Origin of the sequence: Kitasatospora sp. NPDC058046, assembly GCF_042885595.1 — a bacterium.
Taxonomy (GTDB): Bacteria; Actinomycetota; Actinomycetes; order Streptomycetales; family Streptomycetaceae; genus Kitasatospora.
Map to the genome: position 1 here is coordinate 375,414 of NZ_JBHVRS010000004.1, position 26,453 is coordinate 401,866.

24 protein-coding genes are annotated in these 26,453 nt (G+C 75.3%); 11 read left to right on the forward strand and 13 right to left on the reverse strand.

Translation table 11 applies throughout. The features are described 5' to 3' along the window. Positions 1–74 precede the first annotated feature (74 nt). On the forward strand, positions 75–503 hold the full coding sequence (locus ACFVU7_RS11545) for a type II toxin-antitoxin system VapC family toxin (RefSeq protein ID WP_388044940.1): 429 nt from the start codon (positions 75–77) through the stop codon (positions 501–503). Here ACFVU7_RS11545 and ACFVU7_RS11550 read toward each other — a convergent pair. From ACFVU7_RS11550 to ACFVU7_RS11575, 6 genes are all read right to left on the reverse strand, one after another. Next, positions 488–1,780, reverse strand: a complete 1,293-nt coding sequence (locus tag ACFVU7_RS11550; RefSeq protein ID WP_388044941.1) for a C40 family peptidase — start codon at positions 1,778–1,780, stop codon at positions 488–490. The two genes, ACFVU7_RS11545 and ACFVU7_RS11550, sit on opposite strands and share 16 nt — an antisense overlap. A gap of 296 nt (positions 1,781–2,076) precedes the next feature. Next, a complete protein-coding gene (locus ACFVU7_RS11555) occupies positions 2,077–3,150 on the reverse strand; it encodes a hypothetical protein (RefSeq protein WP_181970613.1) in 1,074 nt (357 codons plus the stop codon). A gap of 89 nt (positions 3,151–3,239) precedes the next feature. Further along, complete coding sequence (locus ACFVU7_RS11560) at positions 3,240–5,057, reverse strand: threonine/serine exporter family protein (protein ID WP_388044942.1); 1,818 nt, start codon at positions 5,055–5,057, stop codon at positions 3,240–3,242. Positions 5,058–5,170: 113 nt separating this feature from the next. Beyond that, the gene (locus tag ACFVU7_RS11565; RefSeq protein WP_388044943.1) at positions 5,171–5,824 is read right to left on the reverse strand and encodes a DedA family protein; all 654 of its coding nucleotides are present in this window, start codon (positions 5,822–5,824) and stop codon (positions 5,171–5,173) included. 206 nt (positions 5,825–6,030) lie between these two features. Then, positions 6,031–8,391, reverse strand: coding sequence for a hypothetical protein (locus tag ACFVU7_RS11570; RefSeq protein ID WP_387967281.1), 2,361 nt, complete (start codon positions 8,389–8,391; stop codon positions 6,031–6,033). A 61-nt stretch (positions 8,392–8,452) separates the two neighbouring features. Then, positions 8,453–10,357 carry an ATP-binding protein gene (locus ACFVU7_RS11575; RefSeq protein WP_049659465.1) on the reverse strand — a complete coding sequence of 635 codons (1,905 nt, stop codon included), beginning with the start codon at positions 10,355–10,357 and terminating at the stop codon, positions 8,453–8,455. Between the two features lie 255 nt (positions 10,358–10,612). On the opposite strand from ACFVU7_RS11575, the gene ACFVU7_RS11580 reads away from it, so the two are divergent. After that, the gene (locus tag ACFVU7_RS11580; protein WP_074001750.1) at positions 10,613–10,987 is read left to right on the forward strand and encodes a hypothetical protein; all 375 of its coding nucleotides are present in this window, start codon (positions 10,613–10,615) and stop codon (positions 10,985–10,987) included. A gap of 34 nt (positions 10,988–11,021) precedes the next feature. Here ACFVU7_RS11580 and ACFVU7_RS11585 read toward each other — a convergent pair whose 3' ends face one another. Next, complete coding sequence (locus ACFVU7_RS11585; RefSeq protein ID WP_388044944.1) at positions 11,022–12,182, reverse strand: TetR/AcrR family transcriptional regulator; 1,161 nt, start codon at positions 12,180–12,182, stop codon at positions 11,022–11,024. A 197-nt stretch (positions 12,183–12,379) separates the two neighbouring features. Between ACFVU7_RS11585 and ACFVU7_RS11590 the strand changes: the two genes are divergently transcribed. Continuing rightward, positions 12,380–13,537, forward strand: coding sequence for an acyl-CoA dehydrogenase family protein (locus tag ACFVU7_RS11590; protein WP_049659211.1), 1,158 nt, complete (start codon positions 12,380–12,382; stop codon positions 13,535–13,537). 118 nt (positions 13,538–13,655) lie between these two features. On the opposite strand, the gene ACFVU7_RS11595 is transcribed toward ACFVU7_RS11590, so the two are convergent. Next, positions 13,656–13,919 carry a hypothetical protein gene (locus tag ACFVU7_RS11595; RefSeq protein WP_074001753.1) on the reverse strand — a complete coding sequence of 88 codons (264 nt, stop codon included), beginning with the start codon at positions 13,917–13,919 and terminating at the stop codon, positions 13,656–13,658. Between the two features lie 136 nt (positions 13,920–14,055). Here ACFVU7_RS11595 and ACFVU7_RS11600 point away from each other — a divergent pair, with 136 nt between their 5' ends. After that, positions 14,056–14,373 carry a hypothetical protein gene (locus tag ACFVU7_RS11600; protein WP_049659213.1) on the forward strand — a complete coding sequence of 106 codons (318 nt, stop codon included), beginning with the start codon at positions 14,056–14,058 and terminating at the stop codon, positions 14,371–14,373. A gap of 76 nt (positions 14,374–14,449) precedes the next feature. On the opposite strand, the gene ACFVU7_RS11605 is transcribed toward ACFVU7_RS11600, so the two are convergent. Then, positions 14,450–15,040, reverse strand: a complete 591-nt coding sequence (locus ACFVU7_RS11605; protein WP_074001754.1) for a TetR/AcrR family transcriptional regulator — start codon at positions 15,038–15,040, stop codon at positions 14,450–14,452. Positions 15,041–15,123: 83 nt separating this feature from the next. Between ACFVU7_RS11605 and ACFVU7_RS11610 the strand changes: the two genes are divergently transcribed. From ACFVU7_RS11610 to ACFVU7_RS11630, 5 genes are all read left to right on the forward strand, one after another. Then, positions 15,124–16,674 (forward strand): MFS transporter, encoded by a 1,551-nt coding sequence (locus ACFVU7_RS11610; protein ID WP_380744320.1) that lies wholly within the window; start codon positions 15,124–15,126, stop codon positions 16,672–16,674. Between the two features lie 232 nt (positions 16,675–16,906). Further along, positions 16,907–17,476 (forward strand): methyltransferase family protein, encoded by a 570-nt coding sequence (locus ACFVU7_RS11615; protein WP_380744322.1) that lies wholly within the window; start codon positions 16,907–16,909, stop codon positions 17,474–17,476. Positions 17,477–17,697: 221 nt separating this feature from the next. Then, positions 17,698–17,988: a Sec-independent protein translocase subunit TatA gene (gene tatA / locus ACFVU7_RS11620; protein WP_049659292.1), complete on the forward strand. Its 291-nt coding sequence runs from the start codon at positions 17,698–17,700 to the stop codon at positions 17,986–17,988. Positions 17,989–18,195: 207 nt separating this feature from the next. Further along, positions 18,196–19,533, forward strand: coding sequence for a hypothetical protein (locus ACFVU7_RS11625; RefSeq protein ID WP_380744324.1), 1,338 nt, complete (start codon positions 18,196–18,198; stop codon positions 19,531–19,533). Between the two features lie 87 nt (positions 19,534–19,620). Beyond that, positions 19,621–20,145: an ion channel gene (locus ACFVU7_RS11630; protein WP_053112473.1), complete on the forward strand. Its 525-nt coding sequence runs from the start codon at positions 19,621–19,623 to the stop codon at positions 20,143–20,145. A gap of 66 nt (positions 20,146–20,211) precedes the next feature. On the opposite strand, the gene ACFVU7_RS11635 is transcribed toward ACFVU7_RS11630, so the two are convergent. The 4 genes from ACFVU7_RS11635 to ACFVU7_RS11650 all read right to left on the reverse strand — a co-directional run bounded on the left by ACFVU7_RS11635 (position 20,212) and on the right by ACFVU7_RS11650 (position 24,425). Then, entirely contained in the window at positions 20,212–20,346 is a 135-nt protein-coding gene (locus tag ACFVU7_RS11635; protein ID WP_380744326.1) for a hypothetical protein, read from the reverse strand. A gap of 20 nt (positions 20,347–20,366) precedes the next feature. Next, the gene (locus tag ACFVU7_RS11640; protein WP_380744328.1) at positions 20,367–22,010 is read right to left on the reverse strand and encodes a protein kinase; all 1,644 of its coding nucleotides are present in this window, start codon (positions 22,008–22,010) and stop codon (positions 20,367–20,369) included. 418 nt (positions 22,011–22,428) lie between these two features. After that, complete coding sequence (locus tag ACFVU7_RS11645; protein ID WP_380738405.1) at positions 22,429–23,526, reverse strand: hypothetical protein; 1,098 nt, start codon at positions 23,524–23,526, stop codon at positions 22,429–22,431. Further along, entirely contained in the window at positions 23,523–24,425 is a 903-nt protein-coding gene (locus tag ACFVU7_RS11650; RefSeq protein ID WP_380738403.1) for an RNA polymerase sigma factor, read from the reverse strand. The genes ACFVU7_RS11645 and ACFVU7_RS11650 overlap by 4 nt, the downstream gene beginning before the upstream one ends. Positions 24,426–24,790: 365 nt before the next feature. Between ACFVU7_RS11650 and ACFVU7_RS11655 the strand changes: the two genes are divergently transcribed. Continuing rightward, complete coding sequence (locus ACFVU7_RS11655) at positions 24,791–25,492, forward strand: hypothetical protein (RefSeq protein WP_380738401.1); 702 nt, start codon at positions 24,791–24,793, stop codon at positions 25,490–25,492. A 173-nt stretch (positions 25,493–25,665) separates the two neighbouring features. Continuing rightward, positions 25,666–26,424 (forward strand): VC0807 family protein, encoded by a 759-nt coding sequence (locus ACFVU7_RS11660; protein WP_380738399.1) that lies wholly within the window; start codon positions 25,666–25,668, stop codon positions 26,422–26,424. Positions 26,425–26,453 lie beyond the last annotated feature (29 nt).

Consider the following 26,453-nt stretch of genomic DNA (forward strand, 5'->3'; position numbering starts at 1 on the left):
GCGTCCACCATCGGCGGCGCCCGCCGGAGTTGACTGGTCGGCGATCCCCGCGCCCCGAGGAGGCCGCCACCGCCATGGCCACGTACGTGATCACTCCGGAGGTGGCCCTCCACCTGGTCCGGGACGGGGCCGCGGCCCCCGCCGGGCACCAGCTGCCGGCCCCGACCCTGCTGCGCTCGCAGCTGCTGTCGCTCCTCTACGGGGCCGTCCGGCGCGGCGAGTTGGCCGAGCGGGACGCCGAACGCGCGCTCGACGCGGTGCGGGCGCTGCGGATCCGGCTGCTCGGCGACCGCGTCCAGCAGGCCACCGCCTGGCGGATCGCCGAGCGGCTCGGCCTGCCGGACACCCCGGACGCCGAGTACCTCGCGCTGACCCGGCTCCAGGCGGACGCCCTGGTCACCCTCGACCCCGCCCTCGCGGCCGCCGCCGAGGGAGTGGTGCCGACCGCCCCCGCCGAGGTGCTGACCGCCGCTCGCCGGCCCGGGGGTCAGGGGCGGGCGTAGAAGTTCGGGGTGCCCATGATCCAGAGGCTGGCCTGCTTGACCGGCATGCCGGCCCGCGGGGCCTCGATCATCTGGTCGTCGCCGATGTAGAGCCCGACGTGGTAGATGTCGGCGGCGCGGCCGGTGTCGGTCCAGAAGACCAGGTCGCCCGGGCGCAGCTGGCGGTAGCCGATCGGGGTGCTCTGGGCGTACTGGTCGGCGGCGAAGTGGTTGAGCTGCCGGCCGCCCTCGCGCCAGGCCATCATCGTCAGCCCGGAGCAGTCGTAGCCGCCCGGGCCCTCGCCGCCCCAGACGTAGGGCAGGCCGATCTTGGACTTGGCGAAGGCGATGGCGGCGGCCGCGCCCTCGGCGGACCACGGACGGGCGGGGGGCGGGGCCTGGGCCCTGGCAGCGGCGGCCGCTGCCTCTGCCGCCGCCGCGGCCTCCGCTTCCCGGGCGGCCTGCTCGGCGGCGGCGCGGGCGGCGGCCTCGGCCTCGCGGGCGGCGATCGCCTCCAGGGCCTCGCGGCGCCGGCGTTCCAGCTCGACGGTGGTGTTCCGGGCGGCGGCGAGTTCGACGAGCAGCTGCTCGCGGCGCTGCCCGGCGGCGGCCACCTCGCTCTGCTGGGCGGCCAGCCGCTGTTCGGCCCGGGCCTTGGCCGCGCCGACCTCGGCGGCGGCCTTCCCGGCGGCCCCGGTGGCGGCCCGGGCCTCGGCGGAGGCGCGGCGGGCGGCGGCGGCCGTGGAGGTGGCGGCGTCCAGGATCTGCCGGGTGCGCTCGCTGACCTGGCCGACCGCGGCGGCGCGCTCGCCCGCCTCGCGCGGGCCGTGGGCGCCGAGCAGGGCGTTGAGGGCGGACAGTTCGGCGCCCGCGCCCTGCCGGTAGGTCTCGGCCGCGAGCCGGGCCGCGTCCTCGGCGGCGGCCACCCGCTCGGTCTCGGCGGCCGCGGCGCGCTGTGCGGCGGCGGCCTCCTCGGCGCGGGCCCGGGCCAGGGCGAGCTGGGCGCCGTTGTAGGCCTCGACGGCCTGTTCGGCGGTGCGCCCGGCCCGGTCCAGCTCGGCCCGGGCGGCGGTGAGGGCGGCCTCCAGGGCGGCGGCCGAGGAGGCCTTGCGCTCGGCCTCGGTCCGGGCCCGGTCGATCTCCTCGGTGGTCGGGTACGGCTCCTCGTCCGCGGGCCGGCCGACCGCCGGTACACCGGTGACGGGTTCGCCGAGCGCGGGGGCGGCCTGGGCGGCGGGAAGCAGTCCGAGCAGTGCGGTGAGGGACAACAGGAGGGTCGGCAGGAGCCTGCGAGCCACGCGACATCATCCCTTCTGACGGGTCCGGAGGGGACGGCGTCGGACGGTGCGCGGCATCGGGGCGGGCGGGCGACGGCCCGGCGGCCCGGTGGTGGCGGGGAGTCCGATGAATCATCCCATCACGTGACAGAACGGTCACATGACGCTCATGTTCTCAATTCCGGCAGGCTTCACACCTGGAAAAGTGCTCCGCCGGTCGGGTGACGATCAGATGATCTGACCAAATGTCGGCTCCGACCGGGCGCCCGAGGCGGGCCGAGCAGGGCGGACGAGAGCGGGCCAACCGGGCGGACGGACTACCGGCCGATCCGGCGGGTGTGCGTCCGCAGCCTGGGGTGCCGCGCGGGCCGGCTCTCCAGCCCGGTCGGACCGACGGCGAAGGCCCGGCTGCGCCCCGCCCGAACCGTACGGCGACGCTGCTGCGCCAGGCGGGAGCGGTCCGGACCGGGCCCGACCGCCGGGTCCGCCGCACCCGGGGCCCGCCCCGCCGTCCCGGCGGCGGCCGCCGAGCGGCGGTCGGCCAGTCGGGCCTGACGGCGGGCCAGCGCCCGGGCGGCGTGCGCGTCGAGGTGGGCGCTGGCCCGGGCGGCCATCCGCTCGGCCACCCGGTGCGCGGCCGGGTGGTTGGCGGGCACCTTGTCGGGAGCCCCGGCGATCAGGTCGAAGAGCCAGGTGCGGGCCCGGTCCGCGCGCCGGTGCAGCAGGCGCTCACGCCGCAGCGCACGCGCCCGGCGCCGGGGGCGCGTGGCGTACCGCCAGCGGGCCCAGGGGCTGCTCGGGCGGGCCAGCCGGATCGCCCCGATCCAGGACAGGCCGGGGACCATGATCCCGAGCAGGCCGGTCCACACCTTGCCCTTGAGCAGGGTGACCACCGAGGCCAGCGAGTTCACCGAGATGATCGTGATCAGCCCCCACCTGGTCTCCTCGCCGGGCACCACGCCGAGCGGCACGTACCCGACCAGCAGCAGGGAGGTGAACAGGATGCCGAAGATCACCGCGTCCACCGACTTGCGGCCCTGTTCGCTCCAGTACACGTCGTCCAGGTGCAGGATCAGCGCGAACTCGTCCAGCACCAGGCCGCAGCCGATGCCGAAGGCCAGCCCGAACCAGTCGATCCACGGGTGCCCGCCGTAGGTGGCGAACACCCCGATGCCGCCGAGCAGCAGGAAGCCCAGGCCGAACACCATGTGGTGGATGTGCAGGCCGCCCGGGGTCACGTTGCCCGGCCACCAGCGCACCTGGGCGCGGATCATCCGGACGCTGAACCGGATGAAGACGAAGGAGGTGATGAATCCGACCAGCAGCAGGAACAGCGGTTGCTTGTGCGCGGCGACGATGTGCTCGCGGTAGCCGTCCAGCAGTGTCGTCATGGGTCTTACCTTCGTTCCTGGTCCTGCGTCCTGCCTGCCGTGACGTGGCCCGGGGCCCACGTCTCCCCCAACACCGGGTCACCGTCCGGTCAGAAGCCCCGGGTGCGCTTGGCCGCCCGGCGGGGCATGACCGGGTAGAGCGACGGGCGCTCGGCGCCGACCGGCAGCTTCAGGAACAGCCGGGCGATCTCCCCGCCGAGGTTCACCCCGACCGCCAGCGCCATCGCGATCGCCGCCGCCCGGAAGACCGACACCAGACCGGCGCTGGAGTGCCCCTGGGCGAAGGCGAGCATCCCGAGGTAGAGCGCCGAACCGGGCATCAGCGGGCCGATCGCGGCGGTCACGTACGGCAGCGCCGAACCGTTGCGGTAGCGCGCCATCAGCTGGCCGAACAGGCCGACCAGGCCGGCCGCCACACCGGTCGCCGCGATCGGGTTGACGCCCGCGTTGTACACCAGCGCGCCGTAGCTGGCCCAGCCGATGCCGCTGTTGACGGTGACCAGGGCCAGCGTCCGGCGGTCGGTCTGGAGCAGCGTCGCGAAGGCCAGGGTCAGCAGCATCGCGGCGACCATCTGGACCGGCGGGTAGTTGACGCCCACCAGGCTCTCGTCCGGGCGCAGGTTCGCCTCGAAGCCGACCCCCAGGTAGAGGATCACCATCACCCCGATCACGATGCCCGCGACCAGGTAGACCACTTCCAGCAGACGGGCCGCGGCGGTGATGTAGAAGCCGGTCAGGCCGTCCTGCACGGCGGCGACCAGGGCGCGCCCGGGCAGCAGGGCGAACAGGCCACCGGTGATCACGACCGAGCCGCGCAGGCCCCAGTCGTTGAGCGAGAGGATGATGCCGGAGGCCGCGGCCGGCATCGCGGCCGCCACGAACTGGTAGAACTCCGGCAGCCGGCGCTTGGCCAGGGCGGAGGCCAGCCGGTCGCCGAGGACGGCCGCGACGAAGGCGCTCGCGAAGACCAGCCAGGCCTTGTCGTCGATCTTCCCGCCGACCAGGAAGGTCGCCGCGCCGGCCAGCAGGCCGGTGGTCAGGGCGAGGAACCAGGCCGGGTACGGGTGCCGGTTGCGGCGCATCGCCGCGAGCCGGCGGTAGGCGTCGTTGACCGTCACCTGCTCCGCGGTGATGTCCGCGACCAGCGCGTACACCGCGTCGAGCCGGGTGTAGTCGGAGGTGCGGCGGCGCACCACGCGGTCGGCGGTGACCGGCGGTTCGACCAGCGAGGGCTGGTACGAGATGCCGATCAGGGTGAAGGTGACCTGCGGCTCGCAGCGGTCCAGCCGGTAGGCGTGCGCGATGCCGAGCATCGCCGCCTCGACGTCCTCGGCGGCCTCGCCGCTGGCCAGCAGCAGCTCGCCGATGCGCAGCGTCAGGTCGAGGATGCGCGGGACGTTGCGGGTGACGGCCGCGGAGGGGTGCATCTCGCGGGCGGTGCGCTCGAAGGCGGGGCGCTCGGACATCGGGGTGCGCAGCAGGGTGCGCATCCGGTCCGGCCAGGGCGCCTCGCCGGGGGCGCCGGCGGTCAGGTCCGGGACCGGGATGCCGGTGGGCGGGGTGTAGCCGGCCGCCCGCCACTCCTCGGGGGTGAGGGTGTCCTCGGCGACCGAGCGGCGGCGGACCGGGCGCTCGTCATCGACCCGCCCGGCCACGGACGCGGGCACCGGCTCGGACACCCGCTCGGGCTCCGGGGCCAGCAGGCCCCTGGTCTCCGGGACGGGCGGCACGAGCGGCACGACGGTGGTGGGCTCGACCACCGGGGCGGGGTGGCCGAGCAGGCCCTCGGTGGGCGGGGCGTCGGCGGGGTGCACCGGCTTCGGGGACGCCTGCCGCGGCTGTCGGGCCGCCCGGCCTCCCCTCGCCCGCTTGCCCGCACCCGGTCGGCCCCGCTTAGGCACTTCCACTCCTTGCCGCCCCTGGCGGCCGCCGGCCACCGCTCGATCTCGGGTTACACCTTGCCTGATCGAACAGCCCGACGCACATGTACGCGGCGTCCCGTGGCCGGAGCGGCGGACGCCTACCCGGCGCGGTGCCGGTCGGCGGCGGCCGCACCGGAGCGGCGTGCCCGCAGCAGCTCGACCGCCACCGGGATCACCGAGACCAGCACGATGCCGACCAGGATGGCCTCGATGTTGTCCCGGACGAACGGGATCTGCCCCAGGAAGTAGCCGAGCACGGTGACCCCGCCGCCCCACAGCATGCCGCCGACCAGGTTGAACACCACGAAGCCGCGGTAGTTCATCCTGCTCACCCCGGCCACGATCGGGGTGAAGGTGCGCACGATCGGCACGAAGCGGGCCAGCACGATCGCCTTGGGCCCGTGCCGGTCGAAGAAGGCGGCGGCCTTCTCCACGTTCTCCTGCTTGAAGACCCGGGAGTCGGGGCGGCGGAACAGGCTCGGGCCGACCTTGCGGCCGAAGAGGTAGCCGACCTGGTCCCCGGCCACCGCGGCGACCACGATCAGCGCGCAGACCAGCCAGAGCGGCTGGTGCAGGTAGGTGCCGCCGGCCACCAGCAGGCCGGTGGTGAACAGCAGCGAGTCACCCGGCAGGAAGAAGCCGATCAGCAGGCCGGACTCGGCGAAGACGATGGCCAGGATGCCGATCAGGCCGAAGGTGGAGATCAGGGTGGTCGGATCGAGCCAGGACGGGCCGAGGGCGAGGCTGGTCACGGTGCGGGCACTCCGAAGGTCGGGTCTTGGCAATGAAATGGTAAAGCATTGACAAAGACTCGGGGCGGCGCCGGATGGTTCCCGTCGGACGGACGGACGCGGCGCGGGCAGGGAGCGGGCCGCGCGCGGTGAGAGCCCGGGAACGCGTACGGCCCCGGCGGGGGCCCGGGAGGGCCGGCCCGCCGGGGCCGTACGGTCGGGGGCGGTCAGAGCCCGTAGCGCTCGACCGTCTCCTCGTGCCGGGCGAGGTCCGCGCCGGCCGCCTTGGCCAGCTCCGGCCAGGCGAGCGGGTGCGCCCAGCCGCCGGTCAGCCGCAGCAGCAGGGCGTCGGCCTCGGCGGCCGAGGCGGTCGGCGGCACGCCGAGGGCCGCGTAGACGCCGGGCAGGGTGTCGCCGCCCTCCGCCGGGTCGGTGATCCGGTACTCGTCGCCGCTGTACACCCAGACCGCGCACCCGGCCTCGTGCAGCTCCTCGCGCAGCGCCGACCACGGCTCGTCGCCGGGCCAGCCGCCGTCGATCCAGTACGTGGTGTACCCGGCCGGGTCGAGCAGGGTGAGCAGCTCGAACACCGGGCGCCAGCGCTGCCGCTCCTCCTCGGGGGCGTCCTCGGCCGGCGGGCGTTCCAGCAGGGCCGGGGCGAAGACCACCACGTCGCCGTGGTTGAGCGTCAGGTCGTCGCCGAGCACCGGCAGGATACGGGCGGTGGCCGGGCCCGTCCGGAGCGCGGGCAGGTCGGACGTCGCGCCGTTGGTGCGGGTGGCGCGGACGGTGACCAGCTGCCACTCCTCGTCCACCGGGCCCTCGGGCTCGTCGAACTCGATGTCGAGCAGCGCGCCGGTGGAGCGGACCACGGCCCAGTCCCGGTTGGCGGTGGCGGCGGTGATCAGGTGCCAGAGGTCCGGCTCCTGGACCGTCCGGTGGCCGTCCTCCTCCTCGGCGGCGCCGTCGGCCGGCGCCGCGCGCTCCAGCAGCTCCAGGTACATCCGCTGGGCGGTGGCGTGGTCGCCCAGTTCGGTGGCGGCGTGGGCGGCGAGGCGGCGGGTGTTGAGCACCTCGTCGTCCAGCGCCAGGATCTCCTGGCACCGCTCCAGCGCCTCGGCCCAGCGGCCCTCGGCGGCGGCCCAGCGGGCCCGTATCCAGTGCCCGTCGGCCGGGGCGGTGACGGCCACCCGGTCGGCGAGGCGGCGTATGCCCTCGGCGTCCCGGGCGTCGATCAGCATCTCGCCGAGCGCGCCGGTCAGCTCGCGGTCGGCCGGGTCGTCCTCCAGGTGCCGCCACAGCAGGTCGGCCGCGGCGCGGGCGTGGCCGAGGCCGCCCAGCACGGTGGCCAGGAGCACCGCCAGTTCGGTGGCGCCGGCCTGCTCACCCCGGTACCGGTCCAGGGCGACGGAGAGCAGGTCGGCGCCGGTCTCGTAGGGCACCCCGACCTCGGCCAGGTGCGCCGTCAGCTCGCCCGGCGGGACGGGCAGCTCGGGCTCCGGCAGGGCCTCGGCGGCCGCGCGCAGGGCCGCGACCTGCTCCGACACGCCGTCGGTGCGCCGCAGCCGGGTGAGCTTGCGCTCTCCGGTCGCGGCGAGGGTCAGCGCCACCGTGCGGGCGCCGCGGGCGAGCGCGAGCCGGCCCGCCGCCAGCAGCAGGTCCACACAGGGGCGGTGCGCGCCGACGCCGTCCAGGTAGCCGACCCAGCCGGCCAGGACGGCGCCCAGCTCGGCGTCGTTCTCCCGGGCGCCGGCCGCGACCAGCAGCTCGGCCGTCTCCGCCCAGGTGCCGCGCAGGTCGGCGTGGCGTTCGGCCTCGGCCCGCTCGGGCAGCAGGGCGAGCGACTCCTCGGTGCGGCCGAGCGCGGCGAGCGCGCGGGCCCGCAGCAGGGCGCCCCAGCGCTGGTCCCGCTCGTCCAGCCGACGCCCCTGCGTCTGCTCGGCCCGCTCGGCCGTCGCCAGCAGCTCCAGCACCTCCTCGTGCCGGCCCAGCAGGTGCAGGGTGCCGGCCCGGGCCTGGTGGAAGCGGAGCGAGACCGGCTGGCCGGCCGCCCGCATCCGGTTGGCCGCGGAGTCCAGGTGGTCCAGCGCCTCGGCCGCCCGGCCGTCGTCCTCCAGGGCGTCGGAGTACTCGCGGGAGAGGCAGTCGTAGCAGGCCCGGTCGGGCTCGATCCGGTCGAGCGTCTCGCCAACCACGGCGAGGCGCTCGGCCACGTACCCCGGCCCGTCGACCCGGGCGTGGCAGATCGCGAAGTCCTGCACCACGCAGACGGACTGCGGGCAGCCCTCGGTGTCCTCCCGGTGGGCGAACTCCAGCAGGTCGACCGCCTCGGGCAGCACCGCCTCGCCCTGCTGGCGCTTGTTCAGCAGGTTCTGCATCCGCCAGTGCCGCAGGTAGACCTCGACCCAGGGCAGGCCGAGCGCCCGGGCGGCGGCCACCGCCTCCGGGTAGAGCGCGTCCAGCTGCTCGTTGCGCCCCTCGGTGGCGTGCTCGGGCAGCTCGACGATGGCGTCGGCCAGCCGGTGGTGGCCGGCCTCGGCCAGCTGCCGGTGGGTGTCCCGCACCCAGGCCCAGATGTCGGTGGTCATGGCTGTTCCCCCTGCGTCGTGCTGATGAGTTGTCTACCGCACCCCACTGACAGTCCGTCCGTCACGGCTCCTCCGTGAGCGCGCCGGGGCTGTCCGGGACCTCCGGCAGCCCGGCCGGGACGGCGGCGGTCAGCGCGGAGACCGCGGTGCCGATGCCGGCCAGCGCGGCGGTGAGGTCGCCCTCGGACGGGCCGGACGAGGCCGCGGCCATGATCACCTTGATCGAGCGGAGCAGCCCGGCCGCGGTCGCGCTGCCGGTGTGCCCGGCACGGTAGGCGGCGAGCAGGTCCCGGACAGCCGGGCTGGCCAGGTTGAGGTAGAGCCGGGCCCGGACCCCGCCGTCGGTGCGGGCGGTGAAGGCGCGGGCCAGCCGCAGGGCGGCGGACGGTATCCGGGCGTCCGCCTGGTCGTCCTCGATCCGGGCCTTCAGCTCGGCCTCGCGGTCCGGCACCAGCACCAGCGGCAGGCCGGGCGGGTCGAAGCGGGCCGGGACGAGCTGCTCGCCCGGGTCGGCGAGGGCGCCGGCCAGCCAGGCCGCCTCGTGCTCCGGCAGCGGGCGCTCCGGGTCGCGGAACAGCTCGCGGTTGCCGCGTTCGCTGCCCAGCTCGACCACCCGGCAGCCGCGCAGTTCGGCGTAGCGGTGCAGGAACGGCAGGACGGCGTAGCGGTCGCCGCGCGCGATCGGCACCCGCATCGCCCGGTACAGCATCTCCTCGAAGCCGCCGCCGCTGCCGAGCGCGACGTGCACCGCGCCGCCGCCCGCCGCGCGCAGCGCCCCGGCCGTGAGGTCGCCCTGGGAGGTGGGCACCGGGACGTCGTCGGCGAGCAGGGTGAACAGCCGCTCGTCGCAGAGCGCGGCGCCGAGCAGGTCGTTGCCGTGCCGGGTGAGAATGCGGCGCCAGGCGGCGGGCCGCAGCCGGGCCGTCTCGTACAGGCCGTCCACGATGGCGTCGGCGAGGGCCTTCCGGAGCGCGTGGTAGTGCTCGTCGCGCTGGAGGTCCTCGCGGCTGGCGGTGGGGGTGAGCCGGTCGGACTCGACCACGCCGCCGATGAACCCGGCCCAGCGGGGCAGCAGGTCGCGGGCGTCCTCGGCGAGCAGCATGCCGCGCAGGTAGACGGCGAGGTCGCGGTTGTCGCTGCTGCCGTAGCTGCCGCCGTCCTGGACCCAGAGCAGGCCGACCGCGTCGGTGGCGCCCTCGACCGGCTCGACCGGGAAGGCGGTGAGCGGCTCGAAGCGGCGGCCGAAGGCGGCGGCGAAGCGCATCCGGGCGGCGTACGGGTCGCCCTCCGGACGCCCGCGCCAGGGCACCTCGACCGAGTTGACCGGCCGCTCGTCCTCGCCGACGTGCACCGGGACCGACAGCAGCACGCAGTAGCGGCCGAGCACGTCGCGCAGGACGTCCTCGTCGGCGAGGTGGCCGTGCTCGGCCTTGAGCGCCAGCTCGACCACCGTGCCCGGCCGGGGCCGGGCGGGCACCGGCTCGACCTGGTACTGCTCGCCGCCGCGGCTGCGGTAGCGGTGGCCGAGCCCCGGCTCACGGTGCGAGGTGGTGGTGACGGTGACCTCGTCGGCGACCGAGAAGGCGGAGAGGAAGCCCAGGCCGAAGGCGCCGATCAGCTCCTGGTTGCCGGTCAGTTCGCGCAGCATCCGGGTGTATCCGGTGCCGACGGTGGCCAGGTAGGAGTGGATCTCGGGTTCGGTGAGGCCGGCGCCGGTGTCCTCGATGGCGACGGTCCGCCGGGCGGCGTCGGCGCGCACCCGGATCAGCGGGCGGTGGTCGCCGTCCGGGTCCTCCAGGAGCCGGCGGGTGTGCGAGTCGTGGGCGTTCTGGACGAGTTCGCGCAGGGCGACCAGCGGGGTGGAGTAGAGGTGGGTGGCGAGGACGTTCACCAGGCCGCCGAGATCGACCTCGGTCGTGCGCAGCTCCTCGGCGGGGGTGAACTCGGGCGGGGCACCATCAGACATGGGTCCTCAGTGTGCCAGTGCGACTATCTGGCGACCATTTCTTTCTTCTTGACGCCTTCCCGATGGAATGACGGAATGCGGTCAACTTCGACAACGTCGAATTGACCACCCCTCCACCATCGGGGGAATTGCCACCCGTTCGGTGGAGTTCGTCCACCCCACTGGTGAATGCTGAAGGCGCGACGCCAGGTCCCGGCGCCCCGGGGCGGCCGCTCCGGGCGGCACCACCATTCGCTTCTCGCCAGGGAGACCAGCGTGTCCCGTATTCGCGCAGCCGCCGCCGTCACCGCCCTCGGGGCACTCCTCCTCGTCGGCCTCGGTGCCGCCACCGCGCACGCCGACAGCGGCTCCGGCGCCGGTGCGGGCGACCGTTCCAACGGCAGCGTGGTGAGCGACTCCGGCTCCGGCAACATCATCGGCACCGTCCACGGCAATGTGGTCAACACCCAGCAGACGGCCACCGGTTCGGGTGCGGGCAACCAGAACAACGGCGTCGCGGTGACGGGCAACGGCGGGACGGTCAGCGCCGACCAGGGCAACACCGTCCAGCACAAGTCCCTCCGGCGCGACGCTCCCCGGCGCGACCGCGGCGTCGACGCGCAGGTCTACTACCCGCACGTCCTCTACTAGGCCCCGCCGCCGACTCGCCCCGGGGGAGCCTCGGTCAGGAGAGCCCCAGCACCGCCCGGCCGAGCCGCAGCAGGCAGTCCCCGAGGTCCGGCCGGGCGTTGTACGGACGGTTCCGCACCCCGTCGTTGACCAGCGCGAACAGCGCGTGCACCCGGATCCGGGCGGCCGCCGCGTCGTACCCGGGACGCACCTGCCGCAGCAGTCCGACCCAGGTGCGCAGGAAGTCCCGCCGGAAGTCCACCGCGGCCCGGCGGTCGGGCGGGGCCAGCCGCTCCGTCTCGCTGAGCATCGCGCCCAGGTAGTCCCCGTTGCGCAGCGCGAAGTCGACGTACGCGCCCAGCCCGGCGTCGAGCGCCGCCCCGGGCCCGGCGGCGGCCGCGATCGCGCCGTCCACCTCGTGCCAGAGCCGCTCGCGGCTGCGCACCAGCGAGGCGGCGAGCAGCTCGGCCTTGCTGTCGAAGTGCCGGTACACGCTGGGGCCGGAGATGCCGACGGCGGCGCCGAGCTGGTCGGTGCTGACGTTGTCGAAGCCGCGCTGGTGGAACAGCCGTACGGCCGCCGCGAGCAGTTCCTCCCGGCGCGCCCGCGCCCTGGGCTCCGGCGTCGACCGCGGCCCGGCCACGGCGCCGGGCCCCGCGGCCGTACCGCCCGGGGAGACCGCGAGGACGGCCGCGACCACCTCGCGCAGCAGCGCCTCGGCCCGTCGGGGCTGCGGCGCCGCCGACTGGTAGGAGAGCCCGGCGCAGGCCGAGAGCGCCGACCAGCAGAGCAACTCGGCGTCCCCGACGGCGAGTTCCGGCCGTTCTGCGCGCAGCACGGCGACCATCAGGGCGACGTCCGCGCGCAGCTCGCGGCGCAGCGCCGCCCGCCGGGCCGGCGGCAGCAGCCGGGCGTCCCGCTGCACCAGGGTGCCGAGCGGACGGTGGCCGACCGCGACGGCGGCCAGCGCGGCCCCGAGGTCGGCGGTGGTGCGGGCCGGGCGCAGGCCCTCGGCGAGCGCGTCCAGGCCCAACCGGACGGCGCGGTCGAGCAGTTCGGGCTTGCCGCGGAAGTGCCGGTAGAGCGCGGGCGCGGTGATGCCGACACCGGCGGCGACCTCGGTCATCGAGACCTGGTGGTAGCCGCTGCGGTGGAAGCGGTCGGCGGCCACGGCCAGGATCTGGGCGCGCCGCCCGGGCGGCCGTCGGACCACCATGGCGCGCCTCCCCGCCGTCTCCCCGGACACTCCCAGCAGGCTAGCAAGGATTCACTTGCGGCCCCCGCCGCCCGTGCTCCAATAGCCTTCGGACGCTGGACAGTCGAAGCTACCCCGGATTAACTTGTGGGGCCATCACCAGGCACGTTCCGCCCCGGCCGGCAGCCCCGGCCGGTGCCGTCGAAGGGAGCGCCGCCGTGCGCCGCACCGTGTTCAACGAGGACCACGAGGCCTTCCGGGAGACCATCCGGGACTTCATCGCCAACGAGGTCGTCCCGGTCTACGAGAGCTGGGAGGCCGAGGGCCACCCGCCGCGCGACTTCTACCGGCAGCTCGGCGCGCTCGGCGTCTACGGCATCGAGGTGCCGGAGGAGTACGGCGGCGCGGGCGAGAGCGGGTTCAAGTACCAGGCGGTGGTCGCCGAGGAGACCGCCCGGGCGGGCGTCAGCTTCGGCTCCTCCGGCGTGCACACCGGCCTGGTGCTGCCGTACCTGCTGGAGTACGCCACCGAGGAGCAGAAGCGGCGCTGGCTGCCCGGCTTCGTCTCCGGCGACATCATGACCGCGATCGCGATGACCGAGCCGGGCGCCGGCTCCGACCTCGCGGGCATCACCACCACCGCGCGGCTCTCCGAGGACGGCACCCACTACGTCCTGAACGGCGCCAAGACCTTCATCACCGGCGGCGTGCTGGCCGACCTCGTCCTGGTGGTCTGCCGCACCGCCCCGTACGACCCGGAGAACCGCCGGGCCGGGCTGTCCATCCTCTGCGTGGACACCTCCTCCGCGGGCTACACCGTCGGCCGCAAGCTCCAGAAGATCGGCCTGCGCACCTCGGACACCGCCGAGCTGGCGTTCAGCGACGTCCGGGTGCCGGTGGAGAACCTGCTCGGCGAGGAGGGCCGGGCCTTCTCCTACCTGACCCACAACCTGGTGCAGGAGCGGCTGGCGATCGCCGTCGGCGCCTACGCGGCGTCCGCGGCGGCGGTGCGGTTCGCGGTGCAGTACGTCAAGGACCGCAAGGTGTTCGGCAAGGCGGTGGCCGAGTTCCAGAACACCAAGTTCACCCTGGCCGACTGCGAGGCCCAGGTGGTGGCGCAGCAGTCGATGGTGGACCGGGCGCTGGAGCTGTACCAGGACGGCGAGCTGACCGTCGCGGACGCGGCCGCGGCGAAGCTGTTCTGCACCGAGTCGGCCTCCACCGTGATCGACAAGTGCCTCCAGCTGCACGGCGGTTACGGCTACATCCTGGAGTACCCGATCGCCCGGCTCTACACCGACAACCGGGTGTTCCGGATCTACGGCGGCACCAGCGAGGTCATGCGCAGCATCATCGCCAAGTCGCTCGGGCTGTAGGGCCGTTCGGGCCGTTCGGGCCGTTCGGGCCGTTCGGGCCGTTCGGGCCGTTCGGGCCGGGTGCGGTGGGCCGCCCGGAGGCGTGACCCGCCGCACCCGGACCGACGACCGCACCGGCTCAGTTGGGCGAGCCGTGCTGGGCGCGCCAGGCGTCCCAGCCGGCCGAGGACGCCACCTTCGCGTCGTGCAGGGCCCGCTGGGCGAGCGCGGTCGGAGCGGTCTCCAGGCTCCGCAGCCAGCCGCGGCCGGCGGTGAACAGCGCGGCGCACACCATCGCCGCGCCGGCCGCGCCGAGCAGCGATCCGACGCCGGTGAGCACCACGCCGCCGGCCAGCAGCGAGCGGTTGACCTGAAGCCCGTTGAAGATCTGGTTGGTCGCCATGCCTCCACGATGCGGGCAGTCGGCGGGGGCTGCACCTCGGGCCGCTCCGGGGCGCGGGGCCCTTCCGGGGTGCGGGGCCCCCGGGCGTCCGCGACCCTGGGCACACGGAGTGCGCCCGGAGCGAGGAGGAGGCGCGATGCCCGATCTCGAACAGCTCGCCGTGGAGCACGCCGCCCGGGCGGCCGAGAGCCCGCACGGGCGCAGCGCCCACCTGGTCCTGCACGACGGGATCCTGCGGCAGACCGTGATCGCGCTGACCGCGGGCACCGCGCTGGACGAGCACAACCCGCCCACCGCGGGCAGCGTCCAGGTGCTGCGCGGCCGGGTCTCGCTGACCATCGCCGGCCGGCGGCTGGAACTGGCGGCCGGCCGCCTGGAGCCCGTCCCGCAGGAGCGGCACGGGCTGCTGGCGCACGTCGACTCGGTGGTGCTGCTGACCGCCGTCACCGCGTAGCGGGCGGCGGAACACCCGCTACGGGCGCGCGGGGCGCTCCCCACGGGCGGGGCGCACCCCACGGGCGGGACGTTCCCTACGGCCGCACGGGGTTGAACACACTGTCGCTGACCAGCCGCAGCCCGCGCAGGAAGTCCTGCCCGCTGGGCGCGAGTTCGGGCGCGGCCAGCCACTGGGCGCAGTAACCGGCCAGCAGGGTCTGGTAGAAGCTCCCGAGGGCGACCTCCTCCTCGGTGTCCGGCACCTCGGGCAGCCCCCGGAACACCGCGGCGAGGCCGAGCCGGCCCTCCTTCTGCGCCGCCGCGAAGGCCTGCGCCAGCTCGGGGGCGTGCCCGGCCTGGGCGAGCGCCTCGAACTGGGCCGCCCAGAGCCCGCGGTGCTCGACGAAGACGTCCCGCAGCCCGTCCCAGACGGCCGCGAAGCGCACCTCCGGGTCGTCCGACACCTGGTTGGCGGCGATCACCACCGCGCCGAGCGCCTCCCCCATCTCCCCGATCGCCTCGATCATCGCCGCGTTGAGCAGCGTCTCCTTCGAGCCGAAGTGGTAGCCGATCGCGGCCAGGCTGACGCCGGAGGCGGTCGCGATGTCACGGGCGGTGGTGCGCCCGTAGCCCTTCTCGTACAGGCAGCGCTTGGCGCCGGCCATCAGGTCTTCGCGGTTTCCCATGCCCCGATCCTACGGAAGAACTGAACAGATGTCTTGCACATTCGTACTAGACAGGCGTCTGACACATCCGTACCGTCTTCCCCATGACCGCAACCACCGGCCGCGCAGGCCGTCGCGAATGGATCGGCCTGGCCGTCCTCCTGCTCCCGACCCTCGTCCTCACCATGGACATGGGCGTGCTCTTCTTCGCCGTCCCGTACATCTCCACCACGCTGGCGCCGAGCGGCACCCAGCAGCTGTGGATCATGGACATGTACTCGTTCCTGCTGGCCGGGCTGCTCATCACGATGGGCGCGCTGGGCGACCGGATCGGCCGCCGCCGGCTGCTGATGATCGGCGCCGCCGGCTTCGCGGGCGCCTCGCTGCTGGCCGCCTGGTCGCACGACGCCGGCCAGCTCATCGCGGCCCGCGCCGTGCTCGGCGCCGCCGGGGCCACCGTGATGCCCTCGACCCTCGCGCTGATCCGCACGATGTTCCACGACCCCAGGCAGCGGCAGATCGCGCTCGGCGCCTGGGGCGGCATCCTCACCGCCGGGGCCACCCTCGGCCCGGTCGCCGGCGGCCTGCTGCTGGAGCACTTCTGGTGGGGCTCGGCCTTCCTGCTCGCCGTCCCGGTCATGGCCCTGGTGCTGCTGACCGCGCCCGTCCTGCTCCCCGAGTACCGCTCCACCCGCCGCACCGGCCGCTTCGACCTGCTCGGCGCCGCGCTGTCGCTGGCCGCGATCCTGCCGCTGGTCTACGGCGTCAAGACGATCGCCGTCGAGGGCTGGAGCCTCCTGCCCGGGCTCGCCGTCGTCGCCGGACTGCTGCTGGCCGGCGCCTTCGTCCAGCGCCAGCGCACCGCCGCGAACCCGCTGCTCGACCTCGGCCTGTTCCGGATCCGCACCTTCAGCGGCGCGATCAGCGTCAACAGCATCGCGATGTTCGCGATGATGGGCTTCGCCCTCTTCACCTCCCAGTACCTCCAGCTGGTCAAGGGCATGAGCCCGCTGACCGCCTCGCTCTGGTCGCTGGTACCGAGCCTGGGCGTCGGCGCGGCGGTCGGCGTCAGCTCGGCGCTGGCCGGCCGGGTCCGCCCGGCGGTGCTGATGGGCGGCGGCTTCCTGGTCGGCTCGGCGGGCTTCGCGATGATGACCCAGGTCGGCCCGCACTCCCCGCTGACACTCGTCCTCACCGCGGCCGGCGTGCTGGCCGCCGGGACGGTCGGCACCATGACGATGACCGCCGAGATGGTCGTCTCCGCCGCCCCGGTCGAGCAGGCCGGCGCCGCCTCCGCCACCTCCGAGACCGCCGTCGAACTCGGCAGCTCCCTCGGCATCGCCCTGCTCGGCGCGGCCGGCGCCGCCGTCTACCACCACCGGCTGGACGGCGCCCTCCCGGCCGGCGTCGACGGCGAGGCCGCCCGGACCGCCCAGGACACCCTCGGCGGCGCGGCCACCGTCGCCGCCCACCTGCCCGACCGGCTCGGCGCCGACCTGCTGGAGACCGCCCGCACCGCCTTCACCGACGGCCTGCACGTCGCCGCCGTGGTCGGCCTGCTCTTCGCCCTGGGCGCCGCGGCCCTGGCCTACCGCCTGATGCGCCACCTCCCGGCCGCCGCCCCCGCCCCCGCCCCGGAGCCCGTCACCGCCTGACCCGGCCAGCCCGATCCACGCGAGTCATCGAGAGCCCCCGCCCACCCGGGCGGGGGCTCTCCGCCGTTCCGCGCTCCGAACCCCGCACCGGGCGCCGATCCCCGCGTGCCGCCCGCGCCGGACCTCCACCCGGGGGTGGACCACGGTGGGTCCACCCCCGGGTGCGTGCCCCGGCCGCCCGCCGGGGAGGACCGTGGAGGCACACCTCGGACCCGACCGCCGGGAGCCCCTCATGTCCCTTCCCGCCCTCCTCTCCCTCCTCGGCCTCCTCTGCTGGATCGCCTACGAGCTGCTGCTGCGCCGGCGCGAGGACGCCTCCGCCGGCAGCTGGCACGCCGACCGCGGCGACCGCGGGTCGACCCGGCTGCTGCTCGGCTGCTACGCCCTCTCCGTCCTGGCCGTGGTGCTGTTCGACCGCGCCGCGGTCGGCGAACTGCCCACCTGGGCCCGCTGGTTCGGGGTGGCCGCGGTGGCCGCCGGGCTGGCGCTGCGGGCCTGGGGCATGCGCACCCTGGGCCGCTACTACACCCGCACCCTGCGCACCGTGGACACCCAGCGCGTGGTCCGCACCGGCCCGTACCGGCTGATCCGGCACCCCGGCTACGCCGGCAGCCTGCTGGTCTGGGTCGGCTACGCGGTCGGCACCGGCAGCTGGGCCGCCGCCCTGGTGGTCGCGGCCCTGCTGCTCGCCGCGTACGGCTGGCGGATCTCCGCCGAGGAGCGCCTGCTGCTGGACGCCCTCGGGAGCGAGTACGCGGAGTACCGCCGGGTGTCGAAGCGTCTGGTGCCGTTCATCTACTGATCGGATACCGATCGGAGCGGAGCGGTCGGCGGGTGTGAGCTTCGGCACCCGCATTCGGCCAGGTGGACGGCGCGGCGCTCGCGATCCGCTCGAACGGCACCTGGTTTTTGGCCAGCGTTTCCCAGCTGGTGTATCCGTTCTCCGTCATGGCCAGGCATACTGGCCAACACGGGCGCTGGCGCCCGCCACGACTCTAGACAAGAAGGGACCGGTGGCCAGGGATGCTGCGGAACGGTCTTGAGCCCTGGCACATTCTCGTGGTGCTGGCGGTCGTCATCCTGCTGTTCGGATCGAAGAAGCTGCCCGAGATGGCCCGCGGTCTGGGCAAGTCCATGCGCATCCTGAAGGCCGAGACGAAGGCCATGCGCGAGGACGACACCCCGGCGGACGCCGCTGCCGCCGGTACCGCGCAGAGCACCGCCGCTCCCCAGCAGAGCGCCGACCGCCCGGCCGTCACGCCGACCAACGTGACCAAGGCCACCGAGACCAAGCGGCCCGAGACGACCGCCTGATCCTCCTCTTCTCCTCCGGAAAGCCCCTGGTGACCCCACCAGGGGCTTTCCGCCGTTCCGGGCCGTTCGCGGGGCCGCTCAGCGGCTGGTCGCGGGCCCGCACAGGGGCTGGTCGCGGGGCCGTTCGCGCCACCGCGCCTCCCGACTGGCCGTCCGATCTGATCCGTTGTCTCCTGGATTGCACCCCCGGAGGAACGGAGTCCCGGCATGCCGACCGACCGGCCCGGCGACGAGCTGGCCGAGCTGCGGGCCCGGCTGAGCGCCGTCGAGGCCCAGGAGGCACGGCTCGCCCGACAGTTGGCGACCGGCCCGGCGCCGCACCCGACGGACCGTCCGCCGCCCCGGCACCGGGTGCGCTCCTTCCTCGCCGCCCTGCTGATCGTGCTGGCCTGCGTGCTCACCCCGCTCAGCGCCCTCGCCTTCTGGGCGAGGTCCCAGATCAGCGACACCGACCGCTACCTCGCGACGATGGCCCCGCTGGCCAGGGACCCCCGGATCAAGACGGCCGTCACCGACCGGGTGACCGCCGAGATCGTGAAGCAGCTCCCGCTCGACTCGCTGCTCGACGGCCTCGCCCCGGCCGACCGGCCCCAGCTCGGCGCCCTGCTGGGCGGCATCGGCCAGGCCCTGACCGACGGACTCAGCGGCCTCGTCCACACCCAGGTCGCCCGGCTCGTGGACAGCGACGCCTTCGTCGCCCTCTGGACGGAGGTCAACCGGAACGCGCACGCCGCCTTGGAGAAGATGGTGACCGGACAGGGCGGCGGCGCCGTCGAGGTCCGCAACGACACCGTGGTGCTGGACCTCGCCCCGGTGATCGCCCGGGTGAAGTCCGCGCTGGTCGACCAGGGCGTCCCGCTGGCCTCCCGGATCCCGGAGATCCACACCTCGTACCCGCTGGTGCAGTCCGACGCCATCCCCAAGGTCCGCACCGCCCTGCGGGTCCTGGACCTGGCCGGCTTCTGGGTCCCGGTGCTGGCCGGCGTCTGCGCGCTCGGCGGGGTGCTGCTCGCGGCCCGGCGACGCCAGGCGGTGGTGACGACGGCCCTCGGCATGGCGGGCGGTGCGCTGCTGCTGGGCATCGGGCTGAGCGTGTTCCGGGCCGTCTACCTGGACCGGCTCCCCGCCGACGTCGACCAGGCCGTCGCCCAGGCGGTGTACGACACCCTGGTGCGGTACCTGCGCTCGGCCGTCCGGGTGGTGGTCACCCTCGGGCTGCTGGTCGCGCTCGGCGCCTGGGTCATCGGCCCCGGGCGCTGGGCACGCGCCGTCCGGGGCGGCTGGCGCGCCGGACTGGGCGCGGTACGGCGGGTGGCCGGACGGTCCGGGCTGCGGCTCGGGCCGGTCGGCCGGTTCGTCCACCGCTGGAAGGCCCCGCTGGGCTGGCTGGCGGTGGTGCTCGCGGCGCTGGCCTTCGTCCTGTGGAGCTACCCGACGGTGCTGGTGACGCTCTGTCTGGCGCTCGGGCTGGTCGCCGTCCTGGCGGTGCTGGAGCTGCTGGACGAGCCGGGGCGGCCCGGGGAAGGAACCCGGGCCCCGGCCTGAGCGGGCCGGCCCGCCCGGGCACCGGGCTTGGCCTGAGCGGAGCAGTCCGACGCGCGCCGGAGGGTGCGGTGGCCGAGGCTGAGCGGGATGTCCGAGAACCCGCTGCCGCCGCCCGCCGACCTGCGGGCCTGGTCCTGGCTGCTCGGCGCGTCCACGCTGCTGATGCTCGGGTACTTCCTGCTGCCGCTGCAGTTGCTGGGCGAGCGCCGGCCGCTGCTGAGCTGGCTGGTGTTCGCGGGGGCGCTGGTCGGGCTGACCTGGCTGATGCTCGCCAAGATCGTCGGGGTGATGCGGGGGACGGCCAGGCAGCCGGTGCTCTGGCTGGCCTTCCTGATCTTCCTGGCGCTGACCATCTTCGCCGCCACGTACTACGTCCTGGGCGCCCACAAGGCGGAGTTCGCCGGACTGGAGACCCGGCTGGACGCGCTCTACTTCACCGTCGTGACGATGGCGACGGTGGGCTACGGCGACATCACCCCGGCCGGGCAGACGGCACGGCTCGTGGTGGTGCTCCAGATCGGGTACAACTTCGTCTTCCTGGCGGCGGCCGCCGGAACGGCCTCCCGGGCGATCCGCGGCAACGTCGAACGCAGGATCCGCGAGCGGGGCTGAACCGGCCCGACGTACGGACCGGTTGCCGCACAGCGTTGTCCACAGGCTGTGGACAACGCTGTGGGCTCAGGATCGGCTGGCGTCGATCACGCGGAAGCGATTGCCCTCGGTGTCGGCCGGGACCACGAAGTCCGGGTCCTCGGGGTAGCGCTTCCAGTCGACGCGCTCGGCGCCGAGGGCGGCGGTACCGAGCGTCGGCACACCGCCATCGTGGCGGCCCGTCAGTCGTCCTGGAAGTCGGCGGTGGTGTGGAGGGTGGCGTACAGGGCGGAGAGGCGGGCGTTCCAGTTGGCGTAGGTGGGGACGTCGACGGCGTGCTTCTTGCCCATGTCCCGGATCACCTTCTGGGCGTCCTTGAGCTCCTGCGCGGCGTCGTCCGGGTTGCCCTCGTTGAGGCGGGCGGCGGTGGTGTCGAGGATCCTGAGCAGCTCCGCCTGCTTGTCCCGCTCCTTGCCGACCTGGGCCTGGGCGACGGCCTGGCGGAAGGCCTGGATCTGCAGCGCGGCGGGCTGGTTGCGCGGGACGGCCTGGGTGGGGGCCGGGGGCGCGGACGGGGGCGCCGAGGGGGTGGTGGGGGCCGCCGAGGTCGCGGTCGGGGAGGCCTTCTGGGTGGGCGTCGCGGCCGAACCGGCGGGGGTGGTGGGGGCGGTGGCCGCGGCCGGTTTGGCGGCGGCCGCGTTGCCGGCCGGCTCGTCGAAGGCGGTCAGGGCCAGCGCCGTGACACCGGCCAGGCCCGCCACGCCCAACGCCCCGAGCACCAGCGGCTTTCGGCGGCCTCGGGCGGGCGCGGGCCTGGCGGCGGGGGCGGGCGCCGGGGCGCGCATCGGGGCGGGGACCGGGCCGGGAATGGGCGCCATCACCGAGGTGGCGGCCGGGGGTTGGGGCGGCAGCAGGGTGGTGTGCTGCTGGTCCGGCTGGCCCAGCTGGTTCGGCTGGCTCAGCTGGTTCGGCTGGTTCGACGGCGGGGAGAAGGGCACGGGCGGCAGCAGCTGGGTGGCGGCGCCGGCGGTGTTCGCGAGCAGTTCCGCCGTCGGGTCCCCGACCATCAGTCCCGGTACCGTGCCAAGGAGTTCGGCCCGGGCGGCGGCCGCGTCGGCCGGGCGGTCCGCCGGGTTCTTGGCCAGCAGCCGCAGCACCGCCGCGTCCAGCGCGGGCGGCAGGCCGGGGCGCCGGACGGAGGGCGGCAGCGGCTGCTCGCTGACGTGCTTGAAGGCGATCGCCACCGGGGTCTCGGCGGTGAACGGGGTCGCGCCGGTGAGCATCTCGGTGAGCACGCAGCCGACCGCGTACAGGTCGGTCCGGCCGTCCAGCGCCGAGGCGGTGGCCTGCTCGGGCGAGAGGTAGGCGGCCGTGCCGAGCACGCTCGCGGTCTGGGTCAGGTTGCTGGAGGAGCCGGCCCGGGCGATGCCGAAGTCGACGACCTTCACCCCGCCGTCGTCGGTGATCATGATGTTTCCGGGCTTGATGTCCCGGTGCACCAGCCCGGCCGCGTGCGCGACCGACAGCGCCTCGCAGACCGCCGCCGCGATGCCGACCGCGCGCTCCACCGGCAGGACCTGCTGCTCCGCCAGCAGGGCGGCCAGCGAACGGCCGGTGACCAGCTCCATGACGATGAACGGGGTGCCCTGGTCCACGCCCGAGTCGAAGACCATGACGATCCTCGGGTGCACCAGCATGGCCGCGTGCTGGGCCTCGCGGCTGAAGCGCTCGGCGAAGCGGGGGTCGTCGGCGAGGCCGCCGTTGAGGACCTTGACGGCCACCTGACGGCCCAGCACCCGGTCCACCCCGCGCCAGACGGTCGCCATGCCGCCGACGCCGAGTATCCCGACGAGTTCGTAACGCCCGTTCAGCGCCCGTCCGATCACCTGGAGCTCCCCTCACGTGCCCTGGCCCCGGGGTCCCGGGCCGCCTCGTGCACCCGTGCACGATAGCCGCACCGCCGAGCGGGTCCGCCGGGGGCGGAGGGTGGCGGTCGGGGGACCGGGCAGCGGTCCCCCGGCCGCCGGCACGGGGGTGCGGCCCGCCCTGACTGCGGGAGGGCGGGCCGCACGTTTCCGGGCCGGCCGGGCCGGAGGCGCGTCCGGGGTGCGCCTACCGGTCCGGCCGGAGCCGGCCGGGTGGCCGGTTGGCACGGGGGAGCCGACCGGCCACCCGGGGGTCTTCGGGTGGTACTGCTTCCTGCGGGTGGTGCGGTACTTCGGGTGGTGCTGTTCCGGGTGGGCGGCGAGCCCGGGGGGAGTCGCTCGCCGCCCACCCGGAGTCCTGGGGGGGGTGTCTCCCGGCCTACTGCTCGTTCCCGGGCCGGGCGGACCTGCTCGGGCGGACGTCCGACGGGGGGACGGCGCCCGGTGGCGGGGGCACGGTCACGCCGGGCTTGCCCGGTCTGGTCCCGTTGCCGCCGCCGTCCTCGCCGTTGCCGCCGCTGGTGGCGTTGCCACGGCCTCCGTTGGCGTTGCCGTTGGCGTTGCCGTCGGCATTGCCTCCGTTGCCACCGCTGTTGGCGTTGCCGTTGCCGCCGCTGTTGGCGCTGCCGTTCCCCTTGCCGGTGCCGCCGCGGCCGGGGTCGCCCGTCGGGGTGCCGGCGCCCTGGTGGTCGCCGTCCTCGTCGTCGAGCGCGGCCTCGCAGTAGTCCGCCACCCGGTCCGCGCCGCCGGCCGCCGTGACCAGCGGGCCGTACAGCGGATCGCCGACCAGCCGGGCCGGGCGGTCGCCCTTGGCCGTACGGTCGGTGAAGCCGGTGCAGAGGCCGAGCAGTGCGGGCGGGACGGCCGAACGGCCGCCGCGCCTCTCGGCGGAGGGGGTGCCGGGCGTCGCGGGGTCGGACGGGACGACCGCCTGCGGTCCGGCGGAGGCACTGCCGGACGGACGGGCGGAGCCGGACGCCACGGCACCGTACGGGGCCGCACCCGCGGACGGTCCGGCAGCGGGCGAGCCCGCCGCGGGACCGGTGGCCGCGTCCTGGCCGGCGAGCGTGTGCTCCGGCGCGGACGGGCCACCGCCCAGGGCGGACGGCAGGTTGCCGGTGCCGGCGGCGACGGCGACACCGCACAGCGCGGTGGCGCCGAGCACGACGGCGGTGGCCTTCGTGCTGAAGGCCCTGGCCAGCGCGGCGGTTGCCATCGATCGTCTCCGGACGGGGGTCACTGTCGGGTCGGGCGTGAGACTCGCCTCCCGGAACGCGGCCAGGGCGGCCTCCTCCCCGGCCAGTTCGCCGGCCGTCGCGGGGGCGGCGGCCGCGGCGAGCACCCGGGCGAGCTGCCCGGGACCGCCGTCCGGTCCGGTGAGCGAGGCGTCCTGCCCGGCCGACGGGCCGCCCACGGCACCACCGAGCAGCTGCTCGGCGGCATCACGGTCGATCCGACGGGATCGGTTGGTGCTCATCTCATGTCCTTCAGCGTCGCGGCCCGGCGTTCTGTCACACCCTGCGGAGAACTTTTTTTCGCGGGTTTCCCCGCGGGTCGCCCGGCGGCCTCGCCCGCGCCCACTCCGGCCGCCGCCGTGTCCGCCGTTCCGTCCACCGTTCCCTCGGCCGTTCCGGCTCCGGCGCCGCCCGTTACCCCGCTGCCCCGGGCCGCCACCTCGCCGCTCCGGGCCGCCGGGATGCCGCCCCCGGACGCGAGCGGCTCGACCAGCTTGGCCAGCCGCCGCAGCCCCCGGTGCGCGGCCATCCGGACGCTGCCGGCCCGCTTGCCGAGCACCCGGGCGGCGCTCTCCGCGTCCAGCTCCATGACCACCCGCAGCAGCACGGCCTCGGCCTGGTCGCGCGGCAGCCGGGAGATCAGGGCCAGCGCGTCGGCGGTGCCGACCGTGGCCAGCGCCGCCCGCGCCGTGTCGTCCCCCGCCGCCAGCTCGACCAGCTGCTCGAAGGGCAGGTCGGCGACCGGACGGCGGCGCCGGGCGCGCAGGTGGTCGAGGGCGCGGTGGCGGGCGATGGTGGCGGCCCAGCCGCGGAAGCCGTCCCCGTCGCCGGAGAAGCCGCGCAGGTCGCGGGCGATCTGCAGCCAGGCCTCGGAGGCGATGTCCTCGGCGTCCTGGGCACCCTCCGGCCGACCGCCGACCAGCACCCGCAGGTAGCGCAGCAGGCCCGGCTGGACGGTCCGGAACAGCAGCCGGAACGCCTCCTCGTCCCCGCCCTGCGCGGCCCGCACCGCCTCCGTCAGATCGGGGGGAGCGGCGGCCGCCGGGCCCGGTGGCAGGCCGGCGGGTGGTACTGGTCCGGACCGGCCGACGGGGCCGTCGGTGCCCGCTCCGGGGCGCTCTGCACTCTGCACCCGCCACATGATGCGCCATTCGGGCGAACACTTCGGCTCCGGCCGAAGGACCGGTCCGGCCGGGGCCAAGGTCCCGAGGACTGCTGCCGTTCGCCCACGGCCCGAAGGGGCCCGCCCGGCCTACGTTGTCGGTAGGCGAAGCAGTCCGGGCCGCCGACGCCCCGGACGCCGGGGCCGCCGACGCACCCGGCCCGCCACCCGGCCCCGCCGTGCCCGAGGGCGCACGCACGACCCGTGCGGGCCCCGGTCGCACGCCCCTCCCCGGCGGTACGAGCCGTCGCGCCGGGGACCGCCGCCGGCCGGCCCGGCAGGGGCGGGGAGCCGGCACCGCCGACGCCCTCCACCGGCAGCACGACCAGCAGGGAAAGACCGCGATGACGACCGCCCACGAGCTCCGCGAGCTCCACGCGAAGGGCCTGCGCGAGCACCTCGCCCCCGCCCTGCGCGCCCTGGGCCTCACCGGGTGGCGCCGGACCTTCAGCCTGCCGGACGAGACCCACTGGCTGCTGCTCGGCCTGGTCGAGCGCCCCGCCGCCGACCGGGTGCCCTTCACCTTCGACCTCAGCGTGGTCCGCCGCACCGACTGGACCGTCGCGGACCTCCCCGGCCACCGGCCCGACCCGCGCACCCGGTACGGCTTCGAGACCTGGCGGGCCAGGATCGGCGAGGTGCTGCCGGTCGGCGAGGACGTCTGGTGGGAGGTGCTGCCCGGACCGCGCTGGCAGCTCCCGCTGGACGACGCCGTCGCCGCCGTCCGCCACTACGGCCTGCCCGAACTGCGGCGCCGGGCCGAGGCGGACCGCGCTCCCACCGGCGAGACGTACCTCCTCCCCACCGAGCTGGAAACGGTCAACGCCGCGCTGGAGGCCGCCTCGGTGGCCCGGGTGCGGCGCGCCGAGCTGGCCGACAAGGCCCTGCTGCTGACCGGCGCCTGGACCCGGGGCGACGGCGTCGCCCGGACCGTCCTGGCGGGCGTCGCGCGGGGCTTCCTGTCCGCCGGGGACGAGCGCTTCCGCACCGTCCGCTGCCTGGACACCCTGGGCCGCGAGCTGTGGACCTTCCCCGCCGAGGACTAGGGCCGCCCGGGAGCGGAAAGCCGCAGGTCGGAGGCGGTGTCACGGCGCTCACCATGACAACTGTCACGCGGATGACGCAACGGACGGCACTGCTCTGACGGAGGGTCGGACGGAAAGACTGGAGGCACGACGCGGGCAGTGGCCCGCGGCCACCAGCCGGGGAGGAACCCACCGTGAGCCAGACCGTCAGTGCCGCCGCCGTCACCAGCACCGTCGCCTCCCCGGTCGCCGCCGCCATCGGAACCGCGGCCACCGGCGCCGCCCACGCCAAGGCCCCCAACCCGCTGGTCTCCGGGCTCCGCCCGCTCGCCCTCGACGTGGTCGCCCCGCTGGCCGGCTACTACCTGCTGCACTCGGCCCTCGGCCTGAGCGAGTTCGCCGCACTGGCCTGGAGCACCGCCTTCCCGGCCGCCCGGACCGTCCTCGGCCTGCTGTCCGAGCGCAGGCTCAACCTGTGGGCCTCCCTGATGCTGGCCGTCAACCTGGCGGGCCTGGCGCTGACCTTCGTCACCGGCGACGCCCGGATGATGATCGCCAAGGACGGCGGGCTGAGCGGCACCGTGGCGGTGGCGATCCTGGTCTCCGCGCTGATCGGCCGGCCGGTGATGACCCCGATGCTGATGCCCTTCGTCACCAAGGGCCGACGGGAGCGCGCCGCCGCCTGGCAGCGCCTGGTCGAGGGCCGGGCGGCCGGGTCGCGGGCCTTCCACCGCCACGAGCGCCTGTTCTCGGCCATCTGGGGCACCGCGCTGCTGGCCGAGTGCGCGGCCCGGGTGGTCGGCGCCTTCACCCTGCCGGTGTCGACCATGGCCTGGCTGTCCACCGTCTTCCTGGTCGGCGCGATCGTGGGCGGTTCGATGCTCGGTCAGATCGCGGTCGAGCCGATGGAGCGGCTGGTCGGCGCCGAGGCCGAGGCCCCGACCGCCGCCTGAGCGGGCGGCCACTCCTCCCGCCTCCTTCT

Coding starts and splice junctions, on each gene's coding strand:
- ACFVU7_RS11545 (WP_388044940.1), top strand. CDS start 75: ATGGCCACGTACGTGATCACTCCGGAGGTGGCCCTCCACCTGGTCCGG.
- ACFVU7_RS11555 (WP_181970613.1), bottom strand. CDS start 3,150: ATGACGACACTGCTGGACGGCTACCGCGAGCACATCGTCGCCGCGCAC.
- ACFVU7_RS11570 (WP_387967281.1), bottom strand. CDS start 8,391: ATGACCACCGACATCTGGGCCTGGGTGCGGGACACCCACCGGCAGCTG.
- ACFVU7_RS11575 (WP_049659465.1), bottom strand. CDS start 10,357: ATGTCTGATGGTGCCCCGCCCGAGTTCACCCCCGCCGAGGAGCTGCGC.
- ACFVU7_RS11585 (WP_388044944.1), bottom strand. CDS start 12,182: ATGGTGGTCCGACGGCCGCCCGGGCGGCGCGCCCAGATCCTGGCCGTG.
- ACFVU7_RS11595 (WP_074001753.1), bottom strand. CDS start 13,919: ATGGCGACCAACCAGATCTTCAACGGGCTTCAGGTCAACCGCTCGCTG.
- ACFVU7_RS11600 (WP_049659213.1), top strand. CDS start 14,056: ATGCCCGATCTCGAACAGCTCGCCGTGGAGCACGCCGCCCGGGCGGCC.
- ACFVU7_RS11605 (WP_074001754.1), bottom strand. CDS start 15,040: ATGGGAAACCGCGAAGACCTGATGGCCGGCGCCAAGCGCTGCCTGTAC.
- ACFVU7_RS11610 (WP_380744320.1), top strand. CDS start 15,124: ATGACCGCAACCACCGGCCGCGCAGGCCGTCGCGAATGGATCGGCCTG.
- ACFVU7_RS11615 (WP_380744322.1), top strand. CDS start 16,907: ATGTCCCTTCCCGCCCTCCTCTCCCTCCTCGGCCTCCTCTGCTGGATC.
- tatA (WP_049659292.1), top strand. CDS start 17,698: ATGCTGCGGAACGGTCTTGAGCCCTGGCACATTCTCGTGGTGCTGGCG.
- ACFVU7_RS11625 (WP_380744324.1), top strand. CDS start 18,196: ATGCCGACCGACCGGCCCGGCGACGAGCTGGCCGAGCTGCGGGCCCGG.
- ACFVU7_RS11630 (WP_053112473.1), top strand. CDS start 19,621: ATGTCCGAGAACCCGCTGCCGCCGCCCGCCGACCTGCGGGCCTGGTCC.
- ACFVU7_RS11645 (WP_380738405.1), bottom strand. CDS start 23,526: ATGAGCACCAACCGATCCCGTCGGATCGACCGTGATGCCGCCGAGCAG.
- ACFVU7_RS11650 (WP_380738403.1), bottom strand. CDS start 24,425: ATGTGGCGGGTGCAGAGTGCAGAGCGCCCCGGAGCGGGCACCGACGGC.
- ACFVU7_RS11655 (WP_380738401.1), top strand. CDS start 24,791: ATGACGACCGCCCACGAGCTCCGCGAGCTCCACGCGAAGGGCCTGCGC.